The following is a 16,869-nucleotide window of genomic DNA, read 5'->3' as shown; positions in this document are numbered from 1 at the left end:
TGCTGCGCAACATGACGCCTGGTCCTTGTCATGCGAGCTGAGCCATTGGCCGGTTTGCACCTTTTCCTGGAGAGCGATCGGTGAGCAATCCGTTGGTCCGCGACACCTTGTTCCTGGCCGACACCGAATTTGCGGTCGATGGCGATGGCCCTTTCTACTGCGGTGACTGCATTGCCATCGAAGGGTTGCTCAGCCTGGCGCCGGCCATTGCCGAGGGGCTGGAGATCCGGCGGCTGGCGTTCCCGCGGCCCAGGCAGGTGCTGGTCGATCTGTTGGGCGAGCAGCACCAGTCGTTGCCGGTGCTGGTGCTCGCCGCCCCCGATACCGCGGCGGCCGGCAGCAAACCGGTTGGGCACTACCGCGTGATCGACGACGAGGCCGCCATTCGCGCCTACCTCTCGCACCGCTTCGCGGTTGCGCGGCAGCGTTGAGACGCGCGCGTCGGTCTTCCACCTGCCTTCCTGGAGAACGCACATGACGTGCACGCAAGCCACGCTGCTGTCCTTGTCGATCGCCGCCGCACTGGGCTGCATCGGAGCCGCACGCGCGCAGCAGGCACAGACGGGGCAAGCCACCGAGGCGACCACGCTGGACCAGGTGGTGGTGAGCGGGCGCCTGCGCTCGCTGGAGCAATTCACCCCGACCGGCAGCCGGCTCAATCTGTCCGCACGTGAGACGCCCGGGACGCTGGATGCGATCAACGCGGCCGCGATCGACGCACGCGGACTGCGCAGCGTGGAAAAGGCTGCCGAGAGCCTGCCGGGCATCAACACCGGCGGTTCGCCGGGAAATCCGGCGACGTTCTCGATGCGCGGCTTCACCGACGGGCAGATCACCATCCTGCACAATGGCCTGTATCTGGGCCCGTCGAACATGACCAACCGGCCGCAGAACACCTTCAATCTGCAATCGGTCGAAGTGTTGAAAGGCCCGGCGTCGGTCATCTACGGCCAGGGTGCGGTGGGTGGCGCGGTCAATGTGACCAACAAGGCGCCGACCTTCGGGCCGGCGCAATACGAAGTGCTGCTGGGCGCTTCCAGCTACGGCGGCCGGGTGTTCGGCATCGGCACCGGTGGCGGCATCAACGACGACTGGGCGTATCGCGCCGATGTCAGCCGGGTATCTTCCGATGGCTATGTGCACGGCGCCGATTCCAGCGCGCTCAATGCCACCGTGTCGCTGCTCTGGCATCCGCGCCAAGACATCAGCGCGCAATTTTCGCTGGATTACGCAAAGGACCAGCCGTCGACCTACTTCGGCACGCCGCTGTTGCTGGCCGATGTCGCGCGCAACCCCATCAACGGCATCCTGCGCACGCCCAATGGCGAGGTGGTGGATGCCGCCACACGCCGCAACAACTACAACGTGGCCGATGCCAGCATCGATTCGCGTCAGGTGTGGCCGCAGGCGTACCTGAAGTGGAAGATCTCCGACGCCATCACCGTGCAGAACATGGCCTATTACTTTCATGCAGATCGGCGCTGGATCAACTCGGAAAGCTACCCCTACAACGCGCAGACCGCGCGCATCGATCGCGATCGCTTCTTCGTGTATCACGATCAGACGCTGTGGGGGAATCAGACCAGCGCCACCTTCGACCAGCGCATTGCCGGGTTGAACAATCGCCTGGTGGTGGGGCTGGATTACAGCCGTCTGGATTTCGTCAGGAACCGCGGCTTCCCCGATGGCGACAGCGTGGCGGTGGCCACGCGCGGCCCAAGCGGTGCATTCGGCGAACGCATTCGGCGACGAAGCCCCACCACCTGGACCAATGCTGCGCTGTTTTTCGAAGACGCGCTGGATGTGACCGACAAGACCAAACTGGTCCTCGGCGGGCGCTACGAATATCTGGATCTGGACCGCAAGAATTACGGTCCAGATGGCGGGTTTCAGGCCGCATCGAGTTTCTCGCGCACCTATCGCCCGGCCAACGGCCGCGTCGGCCTGGTCTATGCGCTCACCCCCAGCATCACACCGTATGCGTCCTACACCACAGCCACCGACCCGGCCGGCTCCAATATCTTCATCGTCAATGCGGGACAGGATTTTGCATTGAGCACATCGCGGCAGGCGGAAGTGGGCGTCAAGGCGGCAACGGCCGATCAACGCCTGAGCGGCACGCTGGCGGTGTACGACATCAAACGCAACAACATCCTGGCGCTGACGGCGCAGGACGCGCTCAGCAACATCGGCAGGCAGACCTCGCGCGGGTTCGAACTCAGCATCGATGCGCAGCTGACCTCACAGTGGAGTGCGAATGCCAACTACGCCTACGTCGATGCCGAGTACGCGCAATTCATCGACAGCAACAGCGGCCTGGATGCCTCCGGTAACCGCCCGACCAATGTCCCCAAGTCGCTGTTCAATGCCTGGACCAGCGTGAGAAACGTCGCCGGTTTGCCATTGGAGTTGGGCGCCTCGGTGCGCCATGTCGGAACACGCTATGGAAACCTCGCCAACACGCTACGCCTGGAGTCGTACACCCTGACCAGTGCGTACGCCACCTACGATGTGAATTCCGAGGTGTCGTTGTCGCTGCACGCGGACAATCTGTTCAACACGCATTACGTGCAATGGGCGGACGTGTTCTATCCGGGCCAGGTCATCCTGGGCTTGCCCAGAACCGTGGAGCTGAGCCTGCATGCACGGTTCTAACCGGGTGGCACGGCCCAGGCCGAAGATGTTCTGGGTCGCCTGGTTGCATCGTTGGACCGGTGTGGCGTTCTGCCTGCTGTTTGTGGTCTGGTTCGCCAGTGGGCTGGTGCTGGTGTTCGTGCCATTTCCGGCGTTGAACCCACCGCAGCGCTGGAGCGCGGCCGAACCGATCGATCTGAGCAGGCTGGCGGTGACGCCTGCGCAGGCCCTGCGCCAGCTGCGCGATGCCACCACGCTGCGTCTGGTGTCCATCGGCGGGCGCCCCGGTTACGTGGTCGGTAACGCGACCACCACGAGCACGGTCGATGGCATCGATGGCCGCGCGCGCGGCATGCTGAGCGCCGAGACGGCGGGCGCAATCGCCGCCGCTTTCGGGCATGCGCGGGTGCGGCAGCTGGATGGCCCGCTGACCTACGATCAATGGGTGGTCCATCAGAAGTTCGATCCGTGGCGGCCGTTGTACCGCGCTGCGCTGGACGATGAGCTGGGCACGGTGCTGTACGTGTCGGCGCGCACCGGTGAGGTGGTGCAGCGCACGCGCGCAAACGAACGCGCGTGGAACTGGGTCGGCTCGATTCCGCACTGGCTGTATTTCACCCAGCTCCGGCGCAGTTTCACCGCGTGGGACCGCACCGTGTGGTGGCTGGCGTTGGCGGCGCTGTGCAGTGCCAGCGCGGGCACGCTGCTCGGTGTGTACCGCACCTGGCAACGCATGCGCAGCCCCAAGCCGGCGTGGTCCGGCTTCCGCGGCTGGATGCGTTGGCATCACGGGCTGGGCCTGGTTGCCGCGGTGTTCGTGCTGGGCTGGATCTTCAGCGGTTGGCTGTCGATGGATCACGGCAGGCTGTTCTCCAGGGGCATTCCCGAGCCGGCCCAGGTTGCGCGTTATTCCGGAGCGCCATTGCACGTTGCTTTTGCCAATGTCGATGCCGCTGCACTGCGCTGTCTGTCGGGTGCCACACAGATCGACTTCACGGCAGTCGGCAGCCGGCCGATCGCCGTTGCACGCGGGCCTGCAGGCACCGCCGTGAGCGATGGGGTTGCCGGTCGCATCACCGGCGCCCGGCTGTCGCCAACAGTGATCCGGCAAGCGGCTGCGCGCGTGTGGACACTCGAGCCGGTGCCGGCCGCGCCGGACAGCGGCGAGGCCTTGTATCGCCAGGCCGACGCGATCGCGGCCGATGCGGTGCGTTTGACGGTGGCATCGCCTACGCGCACCGCGCTGTATTTCGACCCTGCCAGCGGTGCGCCGTTGTTGGCGCTGGATGCCAGCCGCCGCACCTATGCCTGGCTGTATCTGGCCATGCACACCACCAACTTCCCGTTGCTGCAGTCGCACCCGCTGATCCGGCGCGGCGTGCAGATCGTGCCGCTGCTGCTCGGCCCGGCGTTTTCGCTCACCGGTGTGGTGCTTGGCGCGCGGCGCCTGCTGCTGAGCTTGCGCACGATCGGGCCTGCCGCGCCGTGACGTGTGCGGTGTCGACGATCGACTCATGATCGCGCGTCAAACCCGCGCGCGACCAACCGCAGCGCTGCACGGTTAAGCTGCAGCAGGGAGCGCCGGCGGGCGCTGCAGCTCCACCGTGACATGCACCAGTTCTTCGTGGATCTGCAGTGCATTGCGCACCAGCTGCGCGTCGATATCGGCCGCGGTGACCAGGCTGACGACGCAGGCATATCGCTCGCTGCCGACGCGCCAGACATGCAAATCGGCGATGTCGATCGCATGCCCAAGTTCGGCGATGACCTGCTTCACTTCTGCCACTACCGGTGCGTCCATCTCCGCATCCAGCAATACGCTGCCGGTGCTGCGCAGCAGCCCCCACGCCCAGATAGTGACCAGCACCGCGCCCACAATGCCCATGATGGGATCCAGCCAGGTCACGCCCCAGTGCATGCCGGCCACCAGCGCCACAATCGCAAGCACCGAGGTCGCGGCGTCGGCCACCACGTGCAGATATGCGGCACGCAGATTGAGATCGCTGTGCGCATCGTGGTGATGACCATGACCATGACCATGACCATGACCATGATGTCCGTGCGTGTGCGCATGGCCGTGCTCATGACCATGCGTGTGGCCATGCCCATGCGAATCGCGCAGCCACCATGCGCAGATCAGGTTCACCAGCAGGCCGATCACCGCAATGACGGTGGCTTCCTGATACTGGATGGGCTTGGGCGTCAACAGCCGTTCCACCGACTGGAACGCCATCAGTCCGGCCACGCCCAGCAACAGGATCGCGCTGGTGTAACCGCCCAGTACCTCGACCTTCCAGGTGCCGAAACTGAAACGCACATCGCCGGCATGCTGCCGTGCGAAGCGATAGGCGAACAATGCCAGCCCCAGCGCCAGCGCGTGCGAACTCATATGCCAGCCGTCGGCGAGCAGGGCCATGGAGTTGAGCGTCCAACCGCCCACGATCTCCACCACCATCATGATCACGGTCAGGATCACCGCCTTGCGGGTGCTGCGCTCGGCGAGCGGGTTGGCGCTGGCAAAGGTGTGCGACTGTGCGCAATGCGGCGCGGGGTGCGTGATCGACATCGGCGGTGGCTCTGGCTAAGGTACCCCCACAGGGTATCCCAAATACCCCTGGGGGGTATAGTTCGATGGCACATCTGAATCAGGACAAATCCAAACTGCTTGCGCGCGTGCGCAGGATCCGCGGGCAGGTGGAAGGGCTGGAAAAAGCCTTGGCGCAAGACGTGGAGTGCACCGCGTTGCTGACCCAGGTGGCTGCGTTCCGCGGCGCGGCGCAGGGCTTGATGGTCGAGCTGCTCAGCGCGCATCTGAAGCATCACGTTGCCGCGCCGGAGGCATTGGACGAGCGCGAGCTGGCGGTGGATGACATTACCGCCATCCTCAAGACCTATCTCAAATAAGCGCGACCACCGCAACGAGCGGGCTTACGCAGGCGCGCGTGGTCTGCGCCCGGTGTGGCATGCGCGGGCCGCCTCACGCATGCAACGGCGTGCGGCAACGCGCACGCCAAACCGCAGCGCACGCATCACGCCACCAAGGACGCTGCGCGCGATGCGGACAGGCGCGTCGCGCGCTGGAGTGCCTGCATCAAGTTGGCATGACGAGGACGCAGACCGCGCACATGGCCGATTGCAGTGCGCGGCCCAGTGCCATGCGCGCTCAGCGCGCCGTTGGCTCCAGTGTCAGCAGCACCACATCGTTGCTGCGCATCGGCACGCTGATCTCGACCACGCCATCGGCGCCCACACGCACGCGACGATCCTGTTCGGGCACATCGCGCGTGGCCTGTTGCAGCTGCGTCAACTGACGCGGCGCCAACTCCTTGGGCAGGCCCATGTCGATGTACAGCGATAGCGGGTCGTTGCGCCGGTAGCCGGTCTTGCGCACCTGCAAGGTGTAGTTTCCGGCAGGCACATGCGTCACGCGCAGGCGCAGCGGTGCGCTGTCGGTGGCTGGCACCTGCTTGGTATAAAACGGCGTATTGCTCACCGCCTGCACCGGCTGCTGCCAATCCCACACCAGCGCAGCGAGACGCTTGCCGTCCACCGCGGCCAATGCATGTGCATCGGCGAGCGGAATCTCGCGGCCCTTGAGTGCATTCAAGTACTTGTAGGCGAACCAGGCCGGCTTGCGGATGCCTTCACGATTCATCAGCCCAAACCCACCATGAAACGGCGTGGGCGGCGGGCCGGGTTCTTCGAACAGATCGGTATAGGTCCAGTAGCTCATGCCCTGCACCAGGCCCTTGACCTGCTTGAGCTTGGTCAGGATGTAGGGCGCGTTGATGTAGCTGTCGTGCACGTAATCGCGCGGCGTATAGCTGCTGCTCCACTCGGTGAAGTACAGCGGCAAGTCGGGATACGGCGATGCCTTGATCTGTGCGTGGACGCGGCGCACATCGCCAACGATGGCATCCGGGGATGCAGACAGTTTGACGTCCTGCTTGCCGTCTTCATCCAGAAAGCCGCCGTCCACGCCGTAGGTATGCGTGGTCACGAAATCGATTGGCAGCTTGTTTTTTGCCACGAAGGCCAACAGCTCCGGCACCCAGTCCGCACCGGCGGTGGACGGGCCGCCGACGCGCAGCTGCGGGTCGATCGCCTTGATGGTGCGCGCGGTGTTGGCATACAGGTCGAAATAGGCCTGCTGATCGGCGTTTTCCCAGAAATCCTTGAGGTTGGGTTCGTTCCACACCTCGAAGTACCACTGGCGCACTTCATCGGCACCGTAGCGCGCACGGATGTGGTGCACATATGCATCGATCAACTGCGTCCACTTGGCGGGGTCCGGATGCGAGGTATTGCCCTTCCAGTAGAACAACGTCTGCTCGGAGGTCTTCATCGCGCTCGGGGTGAAGCCCAGTTCGACGAACGGGCGGATGCGTTTGGCCAGCAGCGCGTCGTAGAGCTGGTCCAGCTTGGTCCAGTCGTAGACGAGCTTGCCGTCGATCTCTTTCACCGTGCCGAGCGCGTCGTGGAAGACATCGTGGAAGCGGATGTAGCGAAAGCCCAGCTCCTGCACCGCCGGCACCAGATGCGCCTGGGTGTCGGGGCGGATCAGGGTGCCGGGGAAATCCGAGCCGACCGACAGGTCATAGAAGCGATCCATCGGCGCGCCGGCCGTGGCCAGATCCAGCTGGATCGTGCGCGGCGCGGTGCCCTGCGCCAGTGCAGAGGTCGCCACGCAGCCCAGGATCGCCACCAACAAAACAGGTAACCGCATCGTCGCTTCCGTTGAAGGTTGGGCATGCAGCCTAACGCAGGTGGGGCGTTGCACTGCAGTTGCGCCCAACACGTTCCCGCGAGCAGCGGCCGCGTGACGGATGCGCCCGGTTTAGGGTGTAAAGGGTGCTTGACAGGCGAATCCGGCAGGCGCATCGTGCCTGTCAAGCGTACTTGACAGGGTGGACCGGATGCAGCGGCAGCACGCGCACATGGAATGTTTGCGACACCACGCGTTGCCGGCACTGGCTCGGACGGCTGCTGGCATGCGCGCGTGCGATGGCCTGCCGTGGCCGGCGACGATGGTGCAGAGGCCATGCGCATGACACGCTGCAAACGCACTGCGCTGCTCGTGTTCTGCCTGGGACTGGCCCTGCTCGGCGTTGGGCTGCTTGGTCTGTGGCAGGTGTTGCCGTTGAGCAGTTACCTTGCCGGGCTCAGCGCCGGCATCGGTGGATCGTGCATCCTGCTGTCCTTGCCGCTGTGGCTGGCACGCGGCGATATGCGCGACAGCACCCGCCCGGTGTTGGCGCGCCGCTATCGCCGCGAATTCGGCGTGCCGATGGCGTTGTACGTGGTGGTGATGCTGTTCTGGCGCTATCTGCTTGCACAGGTGAATCCGGACTGGGCGCGGGTGCTGATCGCCTTGCTGCCGGCGGTGCTGGTCATGCTGGTGATCCGCGCGGTGGCGCGTTACGTGCGTGATTCGGATGAGATGCAACGTCGTATCGAGCTGGAAGCGATCGCCATGGCCGCCGGCCTGGTCAGCGGTGCGTACATGACCGCCGGGTTTTTGCAGGCCGCCCGGCTGATCGACGTGCCCGCGAGCGCGGCGATGCTGTGGGTGTTCCCGCTGTTATGCGCGGTCTACGGCATCACCAAGGGCATCCATGCGCGTCGGTTTGCATGATTAGCCGCGTACGCGAATTGCGCGAGGCCAATGGCTGGTCACAAGGGGAGCTGGGCGAGCGGTTGGGCGTGTCGCGGCAAACGATCAATGCGCTGGAAACCGGCAAGTACGATCCCAGCCTGCCGTTGGCCTTTCGGATTGCACGGTTGTTCGGGGAATCGATCGAGCACGTTTTTCTTTACGAAGACGGGCAGTAGTTGCTGCGGTCACGCATGAGCGCATGCAACGTCAGGGGACAGGGACTACCAGGAGATAGGGCGAGTATGGTCAAGCAATCCACAGTGGTGGCGGCAGCGCTGATCGCGATGCTCGCGAGCGGCTGTCAGCGCGCACACGCGCCTGCCGACGGGAAGACCGGTGCAGTGGCGCCGGGCACCGCGCAGCCTCACGCTGCAAGCACGCAGACAGGCAATGCGGCGGGCAATCGGTATGGCAGCCTGCAGTTCGCACCGTGCACGCTGAGCTCCGGCAGCGCCGCCGGCAATATCGAAGCGCAGTGCGCAAGCCTGCGCGTGCCGGAAAATCCGGCCGCGCCGAGCGGGCGCAGCATCGCCTTGAACATCGCCTGGCTGGAAAGCGATGCTGGCGCCGGCAGCGCGCCGGACCCGGTGTTCTTCATTGCCGGCGGGCCCGGGCAGTCGGCCACGCAGGTGGCGGCGATCGTGGACATGGGCCTGCGTGAGGTGCGCAAGCAGCGCGACCTCTTTCTGGTCGATCAGCGCGGTACCGGTGGCTCCCATCCGCTGCAATGTCGCACGGCCGCCGGCACACCGTTGGAGATGCCAGGCGGTGCCGCAGCCAGCGTGACCCAGCTCACCGACTACGCGCGGCAGTGCGCGGCCGGCCTGCGCAACGATGCCGATCCGCGCTACTTCACCACCACCGAGGCCATTGCCGACCTGGATGCGGTGCGCGCCGCCCTGGGCGTGCAGCAGCTCAACCTGGTTGGGGGTTCGTATGGCACGCGCGTGGCGCAGCAGTATGCGATGCGCTACCCGCAGCACACCCGCAGCGTGGTGCTCGATGGTGTGGCGCCCAACGATCTGGTGATCGGCGGCGAGTTTGCACGCACCTTCGACGATGCGATTGCGCTACAGGCCAGGCAATGCGCCTCCACGCCGGCCTGTGCGAAACGTTTTACGGTCGACACGCGCACCCAGCTGCGGCAGGTGGTCGAGCGCCTGCGCCAGGCGCCGGTGGCGGTGGACTATCGCGACCCGCGCACTGGCGCGCTACGCCACGAGCAGGTGACCGCCGATACGGTGGTGGGGCTGGCGTTCGGGTTTTCGTACGCACCGGAAACCGCCTCGTTGCTACCGTTGGTGCTGGACGAGGCGGCGGCAGGCCGTTACGCCTCGCTGATGGCGCTGGCGCAGATGAGTGCGTCGGACATGTCCGACCAGATGAATCGCCCGATGCAATGGTCGGTGTTGTGCAGCGAAGATGCCGGCCGCTATCGTGCGCCGCGTGACCAGGACGCCACCCTGCTGGGCAACGACGTGGCAGAGATGTTCTTCGCGCCGTGCAAGGTGTGGCCATCGAAGCCGGCGCCGGCCGGGGCCTTCAAGCCGTTCGAATCGACGCTGCCGGTGCTGCTGCTGTCCGGCGAGCTCGATCCGGTCACGCCGCCGCGCTACGCCCAGCGCGTGCTGCAAGGCCTGCCCAATGGCCGCCATGTGATCGCGCCAGGGCAGGGGCACGGTGTGTTCCGGTTGGGGTGCATGCCCAAGGTGCTGAGCCAGTTCCTGCAGACCACCGACGCCAAGGCGCTGGATACGACCTGCGTGGCCAGCCTCACCACCGTGCCTGCGTTCACCTCGTTCAACGGATGGGAACCATGAGCCGCATCGACCACGCCACGGAGGCGCACGCATGATCGTCGTCGAGAACCTGCATAAATCCTTCAAGACCAAGACCGGGCTGGTGAGCGCGGTGGACGGGGTCAGCTTCAGCGCCGCCGATGGGCAGATCACCGGTTTGCTCGGACCCAACGGTGCCGGCAAGACCACCACCTTGCGCATGCTCTACACGCTGATGTCGCCGGACCAGGGCCGCGTCACCGTCGATGGCGTGGACGCCGCGCACGACCCGGTTGCGGTGCGCCGTGCGCTGGGTGTGCTGCCGGATGCGCGCGGCGTGTACAAACGGCTGAGCGCCCGCGAAAACATCGCCTACTTCGGCGAGTTGCATGGCCTGTCGCGCACGCAGATCGCGCAGCGTACGCAGGTGTTGTCCGCCGCGCTGGACATGGACGACATTCTCGACCGCCAGACCGAAGGCTTCAGTCAGGGCCAACGCACCAAGACCGCCATTGCACGCGCGCTGGTGCACGACCCGCGCAACGTGATCCTGGACGAACCCACCAACGGCCTGGACGTGATGACCACCCGCGCCATGCGCGGCTTCCTGCAGCAATTGCGCGCGGAGGGGCGCTGCGTGATCTTCTCCAGTCACATCATGCAGGAGGTGGCGGCGCTGTGCGATCGCATCGTCATCATCGCCAAGGGCACGGTAGTGGCCTGCGGCAGCGCCGACGAACTGCGCGCTGCCACCGGTGAAAGCAACCTGGAAGATGCCTTCGTCAAGGCGATCGGCTCGGAAGAAGGACTGCACGCATGAGCAAGACCACCCTGATGGCCACGCTGTGGACGGTGCTGCGCAAGGAACTGCGCGACATCTCGCGCGACCGCCGCACCCTGGCACTGGCATTGCTGCTCTCGCCCCTGCTGTATCCCATCCTGATTCTCGGCATGGGCGCCTTGAGCGAAAGCCGTGTGCGCACCCAGATCGACAAGCCGCTGGACATCCCCACGCTCGGTCGCGAACACGCCCCCAACCTGGTGCGGTTTCTCGCCGCGCAGGGGCTCAACGCGGTGGATGCACCTGCAGACCTGACTGCCGCCATCCGCAACCAGGATGTGGACGTCGCCCTGCGCATCAGCGACAGCTACGCCGAGGACTGGCGCGAAGGCCGTCCGGCGTTGGTGGAGGTCATCAAGGACAGCACGCGCCGCGAAGCCGACGTGCCGAGCATGCGCCTGCAGGCGGCATTGAGTGGTTATAGCCAGCAGGTGGGTGCACTGCGGTTGCTGGCGCGCGGTATCGATGCGCAGGTGGGCCGTCCGCTGGAAGTGGCCGCACAGGACCTGGCGACCGCCGAAGCCAAGCGTGGTCAGGTCATGGCGATGCTGCTGCCGGTCTTGCTGGTGATCACCTCGTTTCTGGGCGGCGCCTCGTTGATCCTGGATGCCACGGCCGGCGAGCGCGAGCGCCAGTCGCTCGAGCCGTTGCTGGCCACGCCCGCGCCACGCAGCGCGATCGTCAGCGGCAAGATCGCGGCGGCCTGCGTGATCGGCATGGTGTCGCTGTTGCTCACGTTGCTGGCCTTCAAGCTCAGTGCGCAATTGTCCTCGTCCAATCTGGGACGCCAGCTCAACGTCGGCTTCGTGCCGATGTTGCAGATGCTCTTCATCCTGGTGCCGATGTTGTTTGTGGGCACCTCGTTGCTGACGTATCTGGCGGCGGCCGCCAAGAGCATGAAGGAAGCGCAGGCTCACATGACCTGGCTGTTGCTGCTGCCGATGCTGCCGGGTTATGCGTTGATGGCGTATCCGTTGAAGACCCAGCTATGGCAGTTTGCGGTGCCGTTTCTGGCGCAGAACCAGATGCTGCTCAAGGTGATCCGCCACGAGACCATCAACGCGCAGACCTGGGCGGTGTATCTGCTGGCCGGTTTCGGGGTGGCGGCAGTGCTGTGGTACGCAGCAGTCCGCCGGTATCACCAGGAGCGGTTGGCGATTTCTGGGTGATGTGCCTTCTCCCGTCGGGAAAAGGTGCCCGAAGGGCGGATGAGGGTACGGGCTCGCGTGCAGGTTCAGCAGCACTTGCAACCACCGCTGCTCCTAGGTGCACAACCATCTAAACGTGTCGGCGCACCAGCCTCCACAACGCATCACCGCCACAATGCAAAAGCCCGCATCGCTGCGGGCTTTTGCGTTTCCTATGTCATCGCCGATCCGGCCATCAACCGCCCGGGTTGAACGAGAGCGTGCGGCGGGTGGTCACCGGTGCGGCCACCGGCTCGAACCGCCAGCGCTTGACCGCATTGAGCGCTTCGCGGTCGAACACGCGCGGCGGGTTGGCGCGCAGCACGCGCGAGGCGGTGATCGAGCCGTCGGTGCCGACGGTGATCTCCACCAGCACTTCGCCGGAGGTGCCGGCGCGCAGGGCCTCGGGCGGGTAGCGCGGTGCCGGGGTGCTGATCGGACGCAGCGACTGCGCGGCCGGTGCGGCGGCCGCGGCGGCTGCCGGGGCCGGACGTGGCGCCGCCGGTGCGGGTGCCGGGGCCTCGGCCTGACGGCGCGCAGCGGCCTGGCGCTCGGCGTCGGCGGTCTGCTGGCGGGCGGCTTCCTGCTGGGCGGCAATCTGCTGGGCAGCGGCGGCCTCGCGGGTCTGCTGTTCGGCCAGACGCTTCTGCTCGGCGGCCTGCTTGGCCTTGTCCTCGACCAGCTTCTTGGCCTGCTCGGCATCCTGCTCGGAGCGGTTGGCGGCGGTCTTCATGGCCGTGTCCAGGCCGCTCTTCAGGCGCGGCAGTGCCGGAGCCTTGGGGTCGACCTTTTCGATCAGTGCGATCAGCCGCTGCGCCTCGGGGAATTCCTCGCGGCTGATGCCTTGTTCGGCGGCGATCAGCGTGTAGGGCAGCAGGTCGGTCAGCGCGCTGTTGACGGTGGCGTCCTGCGGCTGTTTTTCGCGCAAGGCCAGGTAGTACTCCACCGCGTTGTCGCCGGCCGGCGCGTACATGCGGTTGTCCTGCAGCGCCTTGGTGGCCGATGCGCGCAACTGGTCGGCGGCCATCGACTGCACCTGCGGCGAGACCGCGGTGGCCGGCGTTGCTGCCGCAGCCGGTGCGGCCGGCGTGGCGCCGGTGGCTGGTGCGGTGGTGGCGGCCTTGTCTTCCTGCTTGGAGCAGGCGGCCAGGCCCACCAGCAAAATGACCGGCGCGATCCGGCGTGCCATACGGCCCTGTGTCAGATCCAACATGCGTCCCCCTTACCCCGAGTGCGAAAGATTACGTTGCTGCGGCGAGCGCCGGCCATTGTTCCCGCAATGGACGGCAGTGCCGCAATCTAGCATTGCTGGGGCGTTGGAAGCCAAGGGTTGCAGCGCCAGGAGGCGAAATTCATCCCGCCGGGGCCGCCATGGCGGCTACATCGGCCGGTGTGCGTGCGGCAGGGTCGGGCAGCGGGACGGCCGGGCAGTGGTGACGCAGGAACTGTGCATGCGGCGGCAGGCTGGCCACGGTCGCGTCCACGCGCTGGCGGATGCTCTCCAGAAAGTGGCTCAGCTCCGCATCGCCCATCAGGTCGGCCACCGGGTGATGCTGCTGCGGCACGATGCCCTGGCCCAGCATCACCTGCACCCAGGAATTTTCTGCAAACAACTCGTTGCCCTGGTGGAACACGCGCCCGCTCTGGCGGAACAGCTCCACCCGGTGACGCAGCGAGTCGGGGATGTCCATCGCGGCGCAGTCGCGCCAGAACGGCGTATCGCGGCGCTCGGTGGCGTGGTAATGCAGGATCACGAAATCGCGGATGTGCGCAATTTCGTCGGCGGCCTGGCGGTTGTATTCGGCGATGTCCACCGCGTTGATGACCTGCGGAAAGGTCTGCAACAAGCGGACGATGCCGCGCTGGATCAGATGGATGTTGGTCGACTCGATCGGCTCCAGGAAGCCGCTGGCCAGCCCCAGCGCCACGCAGTTCTTCTCCCACACGCGCTGGCGCTGGTTGGGCGTGAAGCGCAGTGCGCGCGGCTCTGTCAGCGCGCGACCCTGCAGGTGGCGCTCCAGCACGGCCCGGGCACCGTCCTGGTCGGTGTAGCGGCTGGAATACACGATGCCGTTGCCCACCCGGTGCTGCAGCGGAATGCGCCACATCCACCCGGCCTGGTCGGCCCGCGCCCGCGTATAGGTCACCGGCGGGCCCACCGATTCGGTCTGCACGGCCAGCGCGCTGTCGGCAAACAACCAGCGCGACCAATCGTCGCTGTCCACGCCCAGGGTCTTGCCGATCAGCAATGCCGCAAAGCCGGTGCAATCGATGAACAGGTCGCCTTCCACGCGGCTGCCGTTGTCCAGTGTCAGCGCGGTGAGGAAACCGCTATGCGGGTCGGTCTCGACCTGGCCGATGCGTCCTTCGATGCGCTGCACCCCGAAGCCTTCGCTGAAGCGACGCAGGAAGCGTGCGTACAGACCGGCATCCAGGTGGTAGGCGTAGTTCATGCCGCCGTTGGGCAGATGCGCGAACCGCCCTTCCTGGGTGGCGCGCAACTCCAGGCAGTAGTCGCCGAAGTCGCGCGCCACGCCACGCTGGCGGCCCTTCAACCAGAAATGATGAAAGCCCGCGCTCCAGTGATCGGTGCCGGTATGGCCGAAGGAGTGGATGTAGTGCCTGTCCACGTCGCGCCAGTGTTCGAAGGCGATGCCGAGCTTGAAGGTGGCCTGGGTGGCGGCCATGAACGCGGCCTCGTCGATCTCCAGCAGCCGGTGGAAGGTGACCAGGCTGGGGATGGTGGCCTCGCCCACGCCTACCGTGCCGATCTCGTCCGACTCCACCAGGGTGATCTGCAACTGCCGGCCCAGCAGCTTGGACAACGCGGCGGCGGCCATCCAGCCGGCGGTGCCGCCACCGGCGATGACGACGCGACGCACCGGGCGCTGCGCCGGGTCTGGGGAAGTGGTGTGGGCCATGGGTCAGTCCTCAGCGGTTCAAGCGTTGCAGCAAGCGCGCGCGCAGGCTGCGCGCACGGGTGTCGTCCATCGGGGCCAGCACGCCGCGCGCCACGTCCGGCACGTGCGCGGCGGTGCGCTCATCGGGTTCGAACACGTAATGGCGAAACACGTCCTGCCAGATGGCGCGTTGTTCGGCGGGCAGGTCGCGAATGGTGAGCAGCGACAGCATCAGCGCGTTCATCGGCGAGTCCATGTAGGCCGGGCTTTGCCGCCACCAGAAATTGACCAGCACGTTGAAGCCTTCCAGCGCCTGGACGTGATGCCACCACATGCTGGGAATGAACAGCGCATCGCCCGGCTCCAGCTCGGCAACGCACGCGTGCTGCAGTGCCTGCGCATAGCGCGGAAAGCGCTGCAGGTCGGGCGCGGCGATATCCACCAGGCTGACCGGCTGGCCGGCCGGGGTCAGGTCCAGCGGGCCGATATACAGGTTGGCCAGCTGGTCCGGCGGAAACAGCGTGAAGCGGCGGCGCCCGGCCACCACGCAGGCCAGGTTGTCGGGCAGGTCCTGGTGGGCGGCGATACGGGTGCGGTTGCCGATCCAGATGCTGGCCAGCGGCTCGGCCTGCGGCAGCGCGATCGGATTGGCCGCGCGCAGGCCGGGCAGGTAGGTGTCCAGGGTCGTGGAGCCGACGTAGATCGCCGGCGGCTGTGCGTCGTGCAGGCCGCGCAGCAGGGTGTCCAGCACCACGCCCAGCGGCACGCGCTCGGGGCGGAAATTGAAGCCGGTCATGTCCGCGTTGTAGAAGAAGCGCCCGCCAATCTCCGGCGGGCCGACCTGCGCCACCACTGCCTCGCCGCGATCGAATCCACGCAGGTAGGCGGCGGCCGCCTGTGCAGAGCTGGCGCCGGCGCGTGCCAGCGGCCAATCGCGCACCAGCCCGCGCAGCACCAGCGGCATGGTCGAGCGCAGCAGGGCCGGGTCCAGCTGCTGCGGATCCAGGCCATGCCGTTCTTCGATGGCGCGCGGCTCAGCCGGCATGGCGGCGGTTGAGGCGTTCGAGCAGGTGACGGAACTGCGCAATCGAGGCCACCGCCATGTACAGCGGTTCCAGATCGCCGTGGCGGTGCAGGTCCAGCAAGGCGGTATTGCCGAGCGTGCGCAGGCGTTCTTCATGCACGGTGTGCAGGCCGGCCAGTCGGCATTCCAGGCCGTTGTCCAGGGTGGCTTCGAACACGAACGGCTCCAGCAGCTCGTAACCCAGCAAGCGTTCGACAAACGCATCGCTGGCTGCCAGCCCGTCGTGCAGCGTGCGCAGCAATTGGCTGATGTGATACAGAAAATCGGTGGTGCCGCCATGTTCGCGAAACAGCAGCTCGCCTTCATCGGTGCTGACGCGCGGGCTGTCCAGGTCCACGTGCACCATCGGCCCTTCCGGCTGCTGGCCGATCAGGAACGGTTGCCGCTGGATCGCCAGCGGAATGTAGGGCGCGTCCCAGCGCGCACCGTCCAGGAACAGGTTCTCGCCCAGCCGCAGTCCCAGCAGCGCCAGCGGCTGAAAACGGCCGTTCTCGTTGCGATGGAACACGATCGGGTACTGGCCCTGCAGCTGGCGGAATTCCTGGGGGAAGGTGGCCGCCGACATCACGTCGTCGCCATAGGCGGCGCCACGGGCGGTGATCACGCGCAGATCGCGGTGATCGAGATTGTTCAACAACACGGCATTGGTCATGGGGGTCGCTATATCACGCGGGGGCGCGTGGCCCATGCTTGGACAATCCCCTTCGCACGGCAAGTGCCGGAGCATGCAGCTCCGGTCAGCACGCAGGAAGGTCGTACCCACGTCCCGGCAGCCAGGCTGCCGGGACA

At 66.2% G+C, this 16,869-nt stretch carries 15 protein-coding genes; 9 read left to right on the top strand and 6 right to left on the bottom strand.

The window, feature by feature from the left end:
- Window positions 1–80: 80 nt before the first annotated feature.
- The 3 genes from ACCQ12_RS19195 to ACCQ12_RS19185 all read left to right on the top strand — a co-directional run bounded on the left by ACCQ12_RS19195 (window position 81) and on the right by ACCQ12_RS19185 (window position 4,123).
- The gene (locus tag ACCQ12_RS19195; RefSeq protein WP_372382474.1) at window positions 81–431 is read left to right on the top strand and encodes a DUF3088 family protein; all 351 of its coding nucleotides are present in this window, start codon (window positions 81–83) and stop codon (window positions 429–431) included.
- A 43-nt stretch (window positions 432–474) separates the two neighbouring features.
- A complete protein-coding gene (locus tag ACCQ12_RS19190; protein ID WP_372382473.1) occupies window positions 475–2,655 on the top strand; it encodes a TonB-dependent receptor in 2,181 nt (726 codons plus the stop codon).
- 61 nt (window positions 2,656–2,716) lie between these two features.
- Complete coding sequence (locus ACCQ12_RS19185; protein WP_372383665.1) at window positions 2,717–4,123, top strand: hypothetical protein; 1,407 nt, start codon at window positions 2,717–2,719, stop codon at window positions 4,121–4,123.
- A 72-nt stretch (window positions 4,124–4,195) separates the two neighbouring features.
- Here ACCQ12_RS19185 and dmeF read toward each other — a convergent pair whose 3' ends face one another.
- Window positions 4,196–5,200 carry a CDF family Co(II)/Ni(II) efflux transporter DmeF gene (gene dmeF, locus ACCQ12_RS19180; RefSeq protein ID WP_184441355.1) on the bottom strand — a complete coding sequence of 335 codons (1,005 nt, stop codon included), beginning with the start codon at window positions 5,198–5,200 and terminating at the stop codon, window positions 4,196–4,198.
- Window positions 5,201–5,265: 65 nt separating this feature from the next.
- Between dmeF and ACCQ12_RS19175 the strand changes: the two genes are divergently transcribed.
- The gene (locus ACCQ12_RS19175) at window positions 5,266–5,538 is read left to right on the top strand and encodes a metal/formaldehyde-sensitive transcriptional repressor (RefSeq protein WP_047697946.1); all 273 of its coding nucleotides are present in this window, start codon (window positions 5,266–5,268) and stop codon (window positions 5,536–5,538) included.
- A gap of 259 nt (window positions 5,539–5,797) precedes the next feature.
- Here ACCQ12_RS19175 and ACCQ12_RS19170 read toward each other — a convergent pair whose 3' ends face one another.
- The gene (locus ACCQ12_RS19170; RefSeq protein ID WP_372382472.1) at window positions 5,798–7,360 is read right to left on the bottom strand and encodes a GH39 family glycosyl hydrolase; all 1,563 of its coding nucleotides are present in this window, start codon (window positions 7,358–7,360) and stop codon (window positions 5,798–5,800) included.
- Window positions 7,361–7,681: 321 nt separating this feature from the next.
- On the opposite strand from ACCQ12_RS19170, the gene ACCQ12_RS19165 reads away from it, so the two are divergent.
- The 5 genes from ACCQ12_RS19165 to ACCQ12_RS19145 all read left to right on the top strand — a co-directional run bounded on the left by ACCQ12_RS19165 (window position 7,682) and on the right by ACCQ12_RS19145 (window position 12,078).
- Window positions 7,682–8,269 carry a hypothetical protein gene (locus tag ACCQ12_RS19165; protein WP_047697962.1) on the top strand — a complete coding sequence of 196 codons (588 nt, stop codon included), beginning with the start codon at window positions 7,682–7,684 and terminating at the stop codon, window positions 8,267–8,269.
- Entirely contained in the window at window positions 8,266–8,466 is a 201-nt protein-coding gene (locus ACCQ12_RS19160; protein WP_039406380.1) for a helix-turn-helix transcriptional regulator, read from the top strand. Before ACCQ12_RS19165 ends, ACCQ12_RS19160 begins: the two co-directional genes overlap by 4 nt.
- 66 nt (window positions 8,467–8,532) lie before the next feature.
- Window positions 8,533–10,110: an alpha/beta hydrolase gene (locus ACCQ12_RS19155; protein WP_372382471.1), complete on the top strand. Its 1,578-nt coding sequence runs from the start codon at window positions 8,533–8,535 to the stop codon at window positions 10,108–10,110.
- A 31-nt stretch (window positions 10,111–10,141) separates the two neighbouring features.
- Entirely contained in the window at window positions 10,142–10,888 is a 747-nt protein-coding gene (locus ACCQ12_RS19150) for an ABC transporter ATP-binding protein (protein WP_039406377.1), read from the top strand.
- Window positions 10,885–12,078, top strand: coding sequence for an ABC transporter permease (locus ACCQ12_RS19145; RefSeq protein ID WP_104581234.1), 1,194 nt, complete (start codon window positions 10,885–10,887; stop codon window positions 12,076–12,078). Before ACCQ12_RS19150 ends, ACCQ12_RS19145 begins: the two co-directional genes overlap by 4 nt.
- Before the next feature lie 214 nt (window positions 12,079–12,292).
- On the opposite strand, the gene ACCQ12_RS19140 is transcribed toward ACCQ12_RS19145, so the two are convergent.
- From ACCQ12_RS19140 to ACCQ12_RS19125, 4 genes are all read right to left on the bottom strand, one after another.
- Entirely contained in the window at window positions 12,293–13,309 is a 1,017-nt protein-coding gene (locus ACCQ12_RS19140; RefSeq protein ID WP_104581233.1) for an energy transducer TonB, read from the bottom strand.
- Between the two features lie 139 nt (window positions 13,310–13,448).
- A complete protein-coding gene (locus ACCQ12_RS19135) occupies window positions 13,449–15,017 on the bottom strand; it encodes a tryptophan halogenase family protein (RefSeq protein WP_372382470.1) in 1,569 nt (522 codons plus the stop codon).
- Window positions 15,018–15,027: 10 nt separating this feature from the next.
- Window positions 15,028–16,041, bottom strand: coding sequence for a cupin-like domain-containing protein (locus ACCQ12_RS19130; RefSeq protein WP_372382469.1), 1,014 nt, complete (start codon window positions 16,039–16,041; stop codon window positions 15,028–15,030).
- Window positions 16,031–16,732, bottom strand: coding sequence for a SapC family protein (locus tag ACCQ12_RS19125; protein WP_039406367.1), 702 nt, complete (start codon window positions 16,730–16,732; stop codon window positions 16,031–16,033). The genes ACCQ12_RS19130 and ACCQ12_RS19125 overlap by 11 nt, the downstream gene beginning before the upstream one ends.
- Window positions 16,733–16,869 lie beyond the last annotated feature (137 nt).

The sequence above is a fragment of the Xanthomonas sp. NCPPB 1068 genome (genome assembly GCF_041479385.2).
Lineage (GTDB): Bacteria > Pseudomonadota > Gammaproteobacteria > Xanthomonadales > Xanthomonadaceae > Xanthomonas > Xanthomonas cannabis.
The sequence above is the reverse complement of the archived record's forward strand: the minus strand, read 5'-3'. Positions and strand labels throughout refer to the sequence as shown.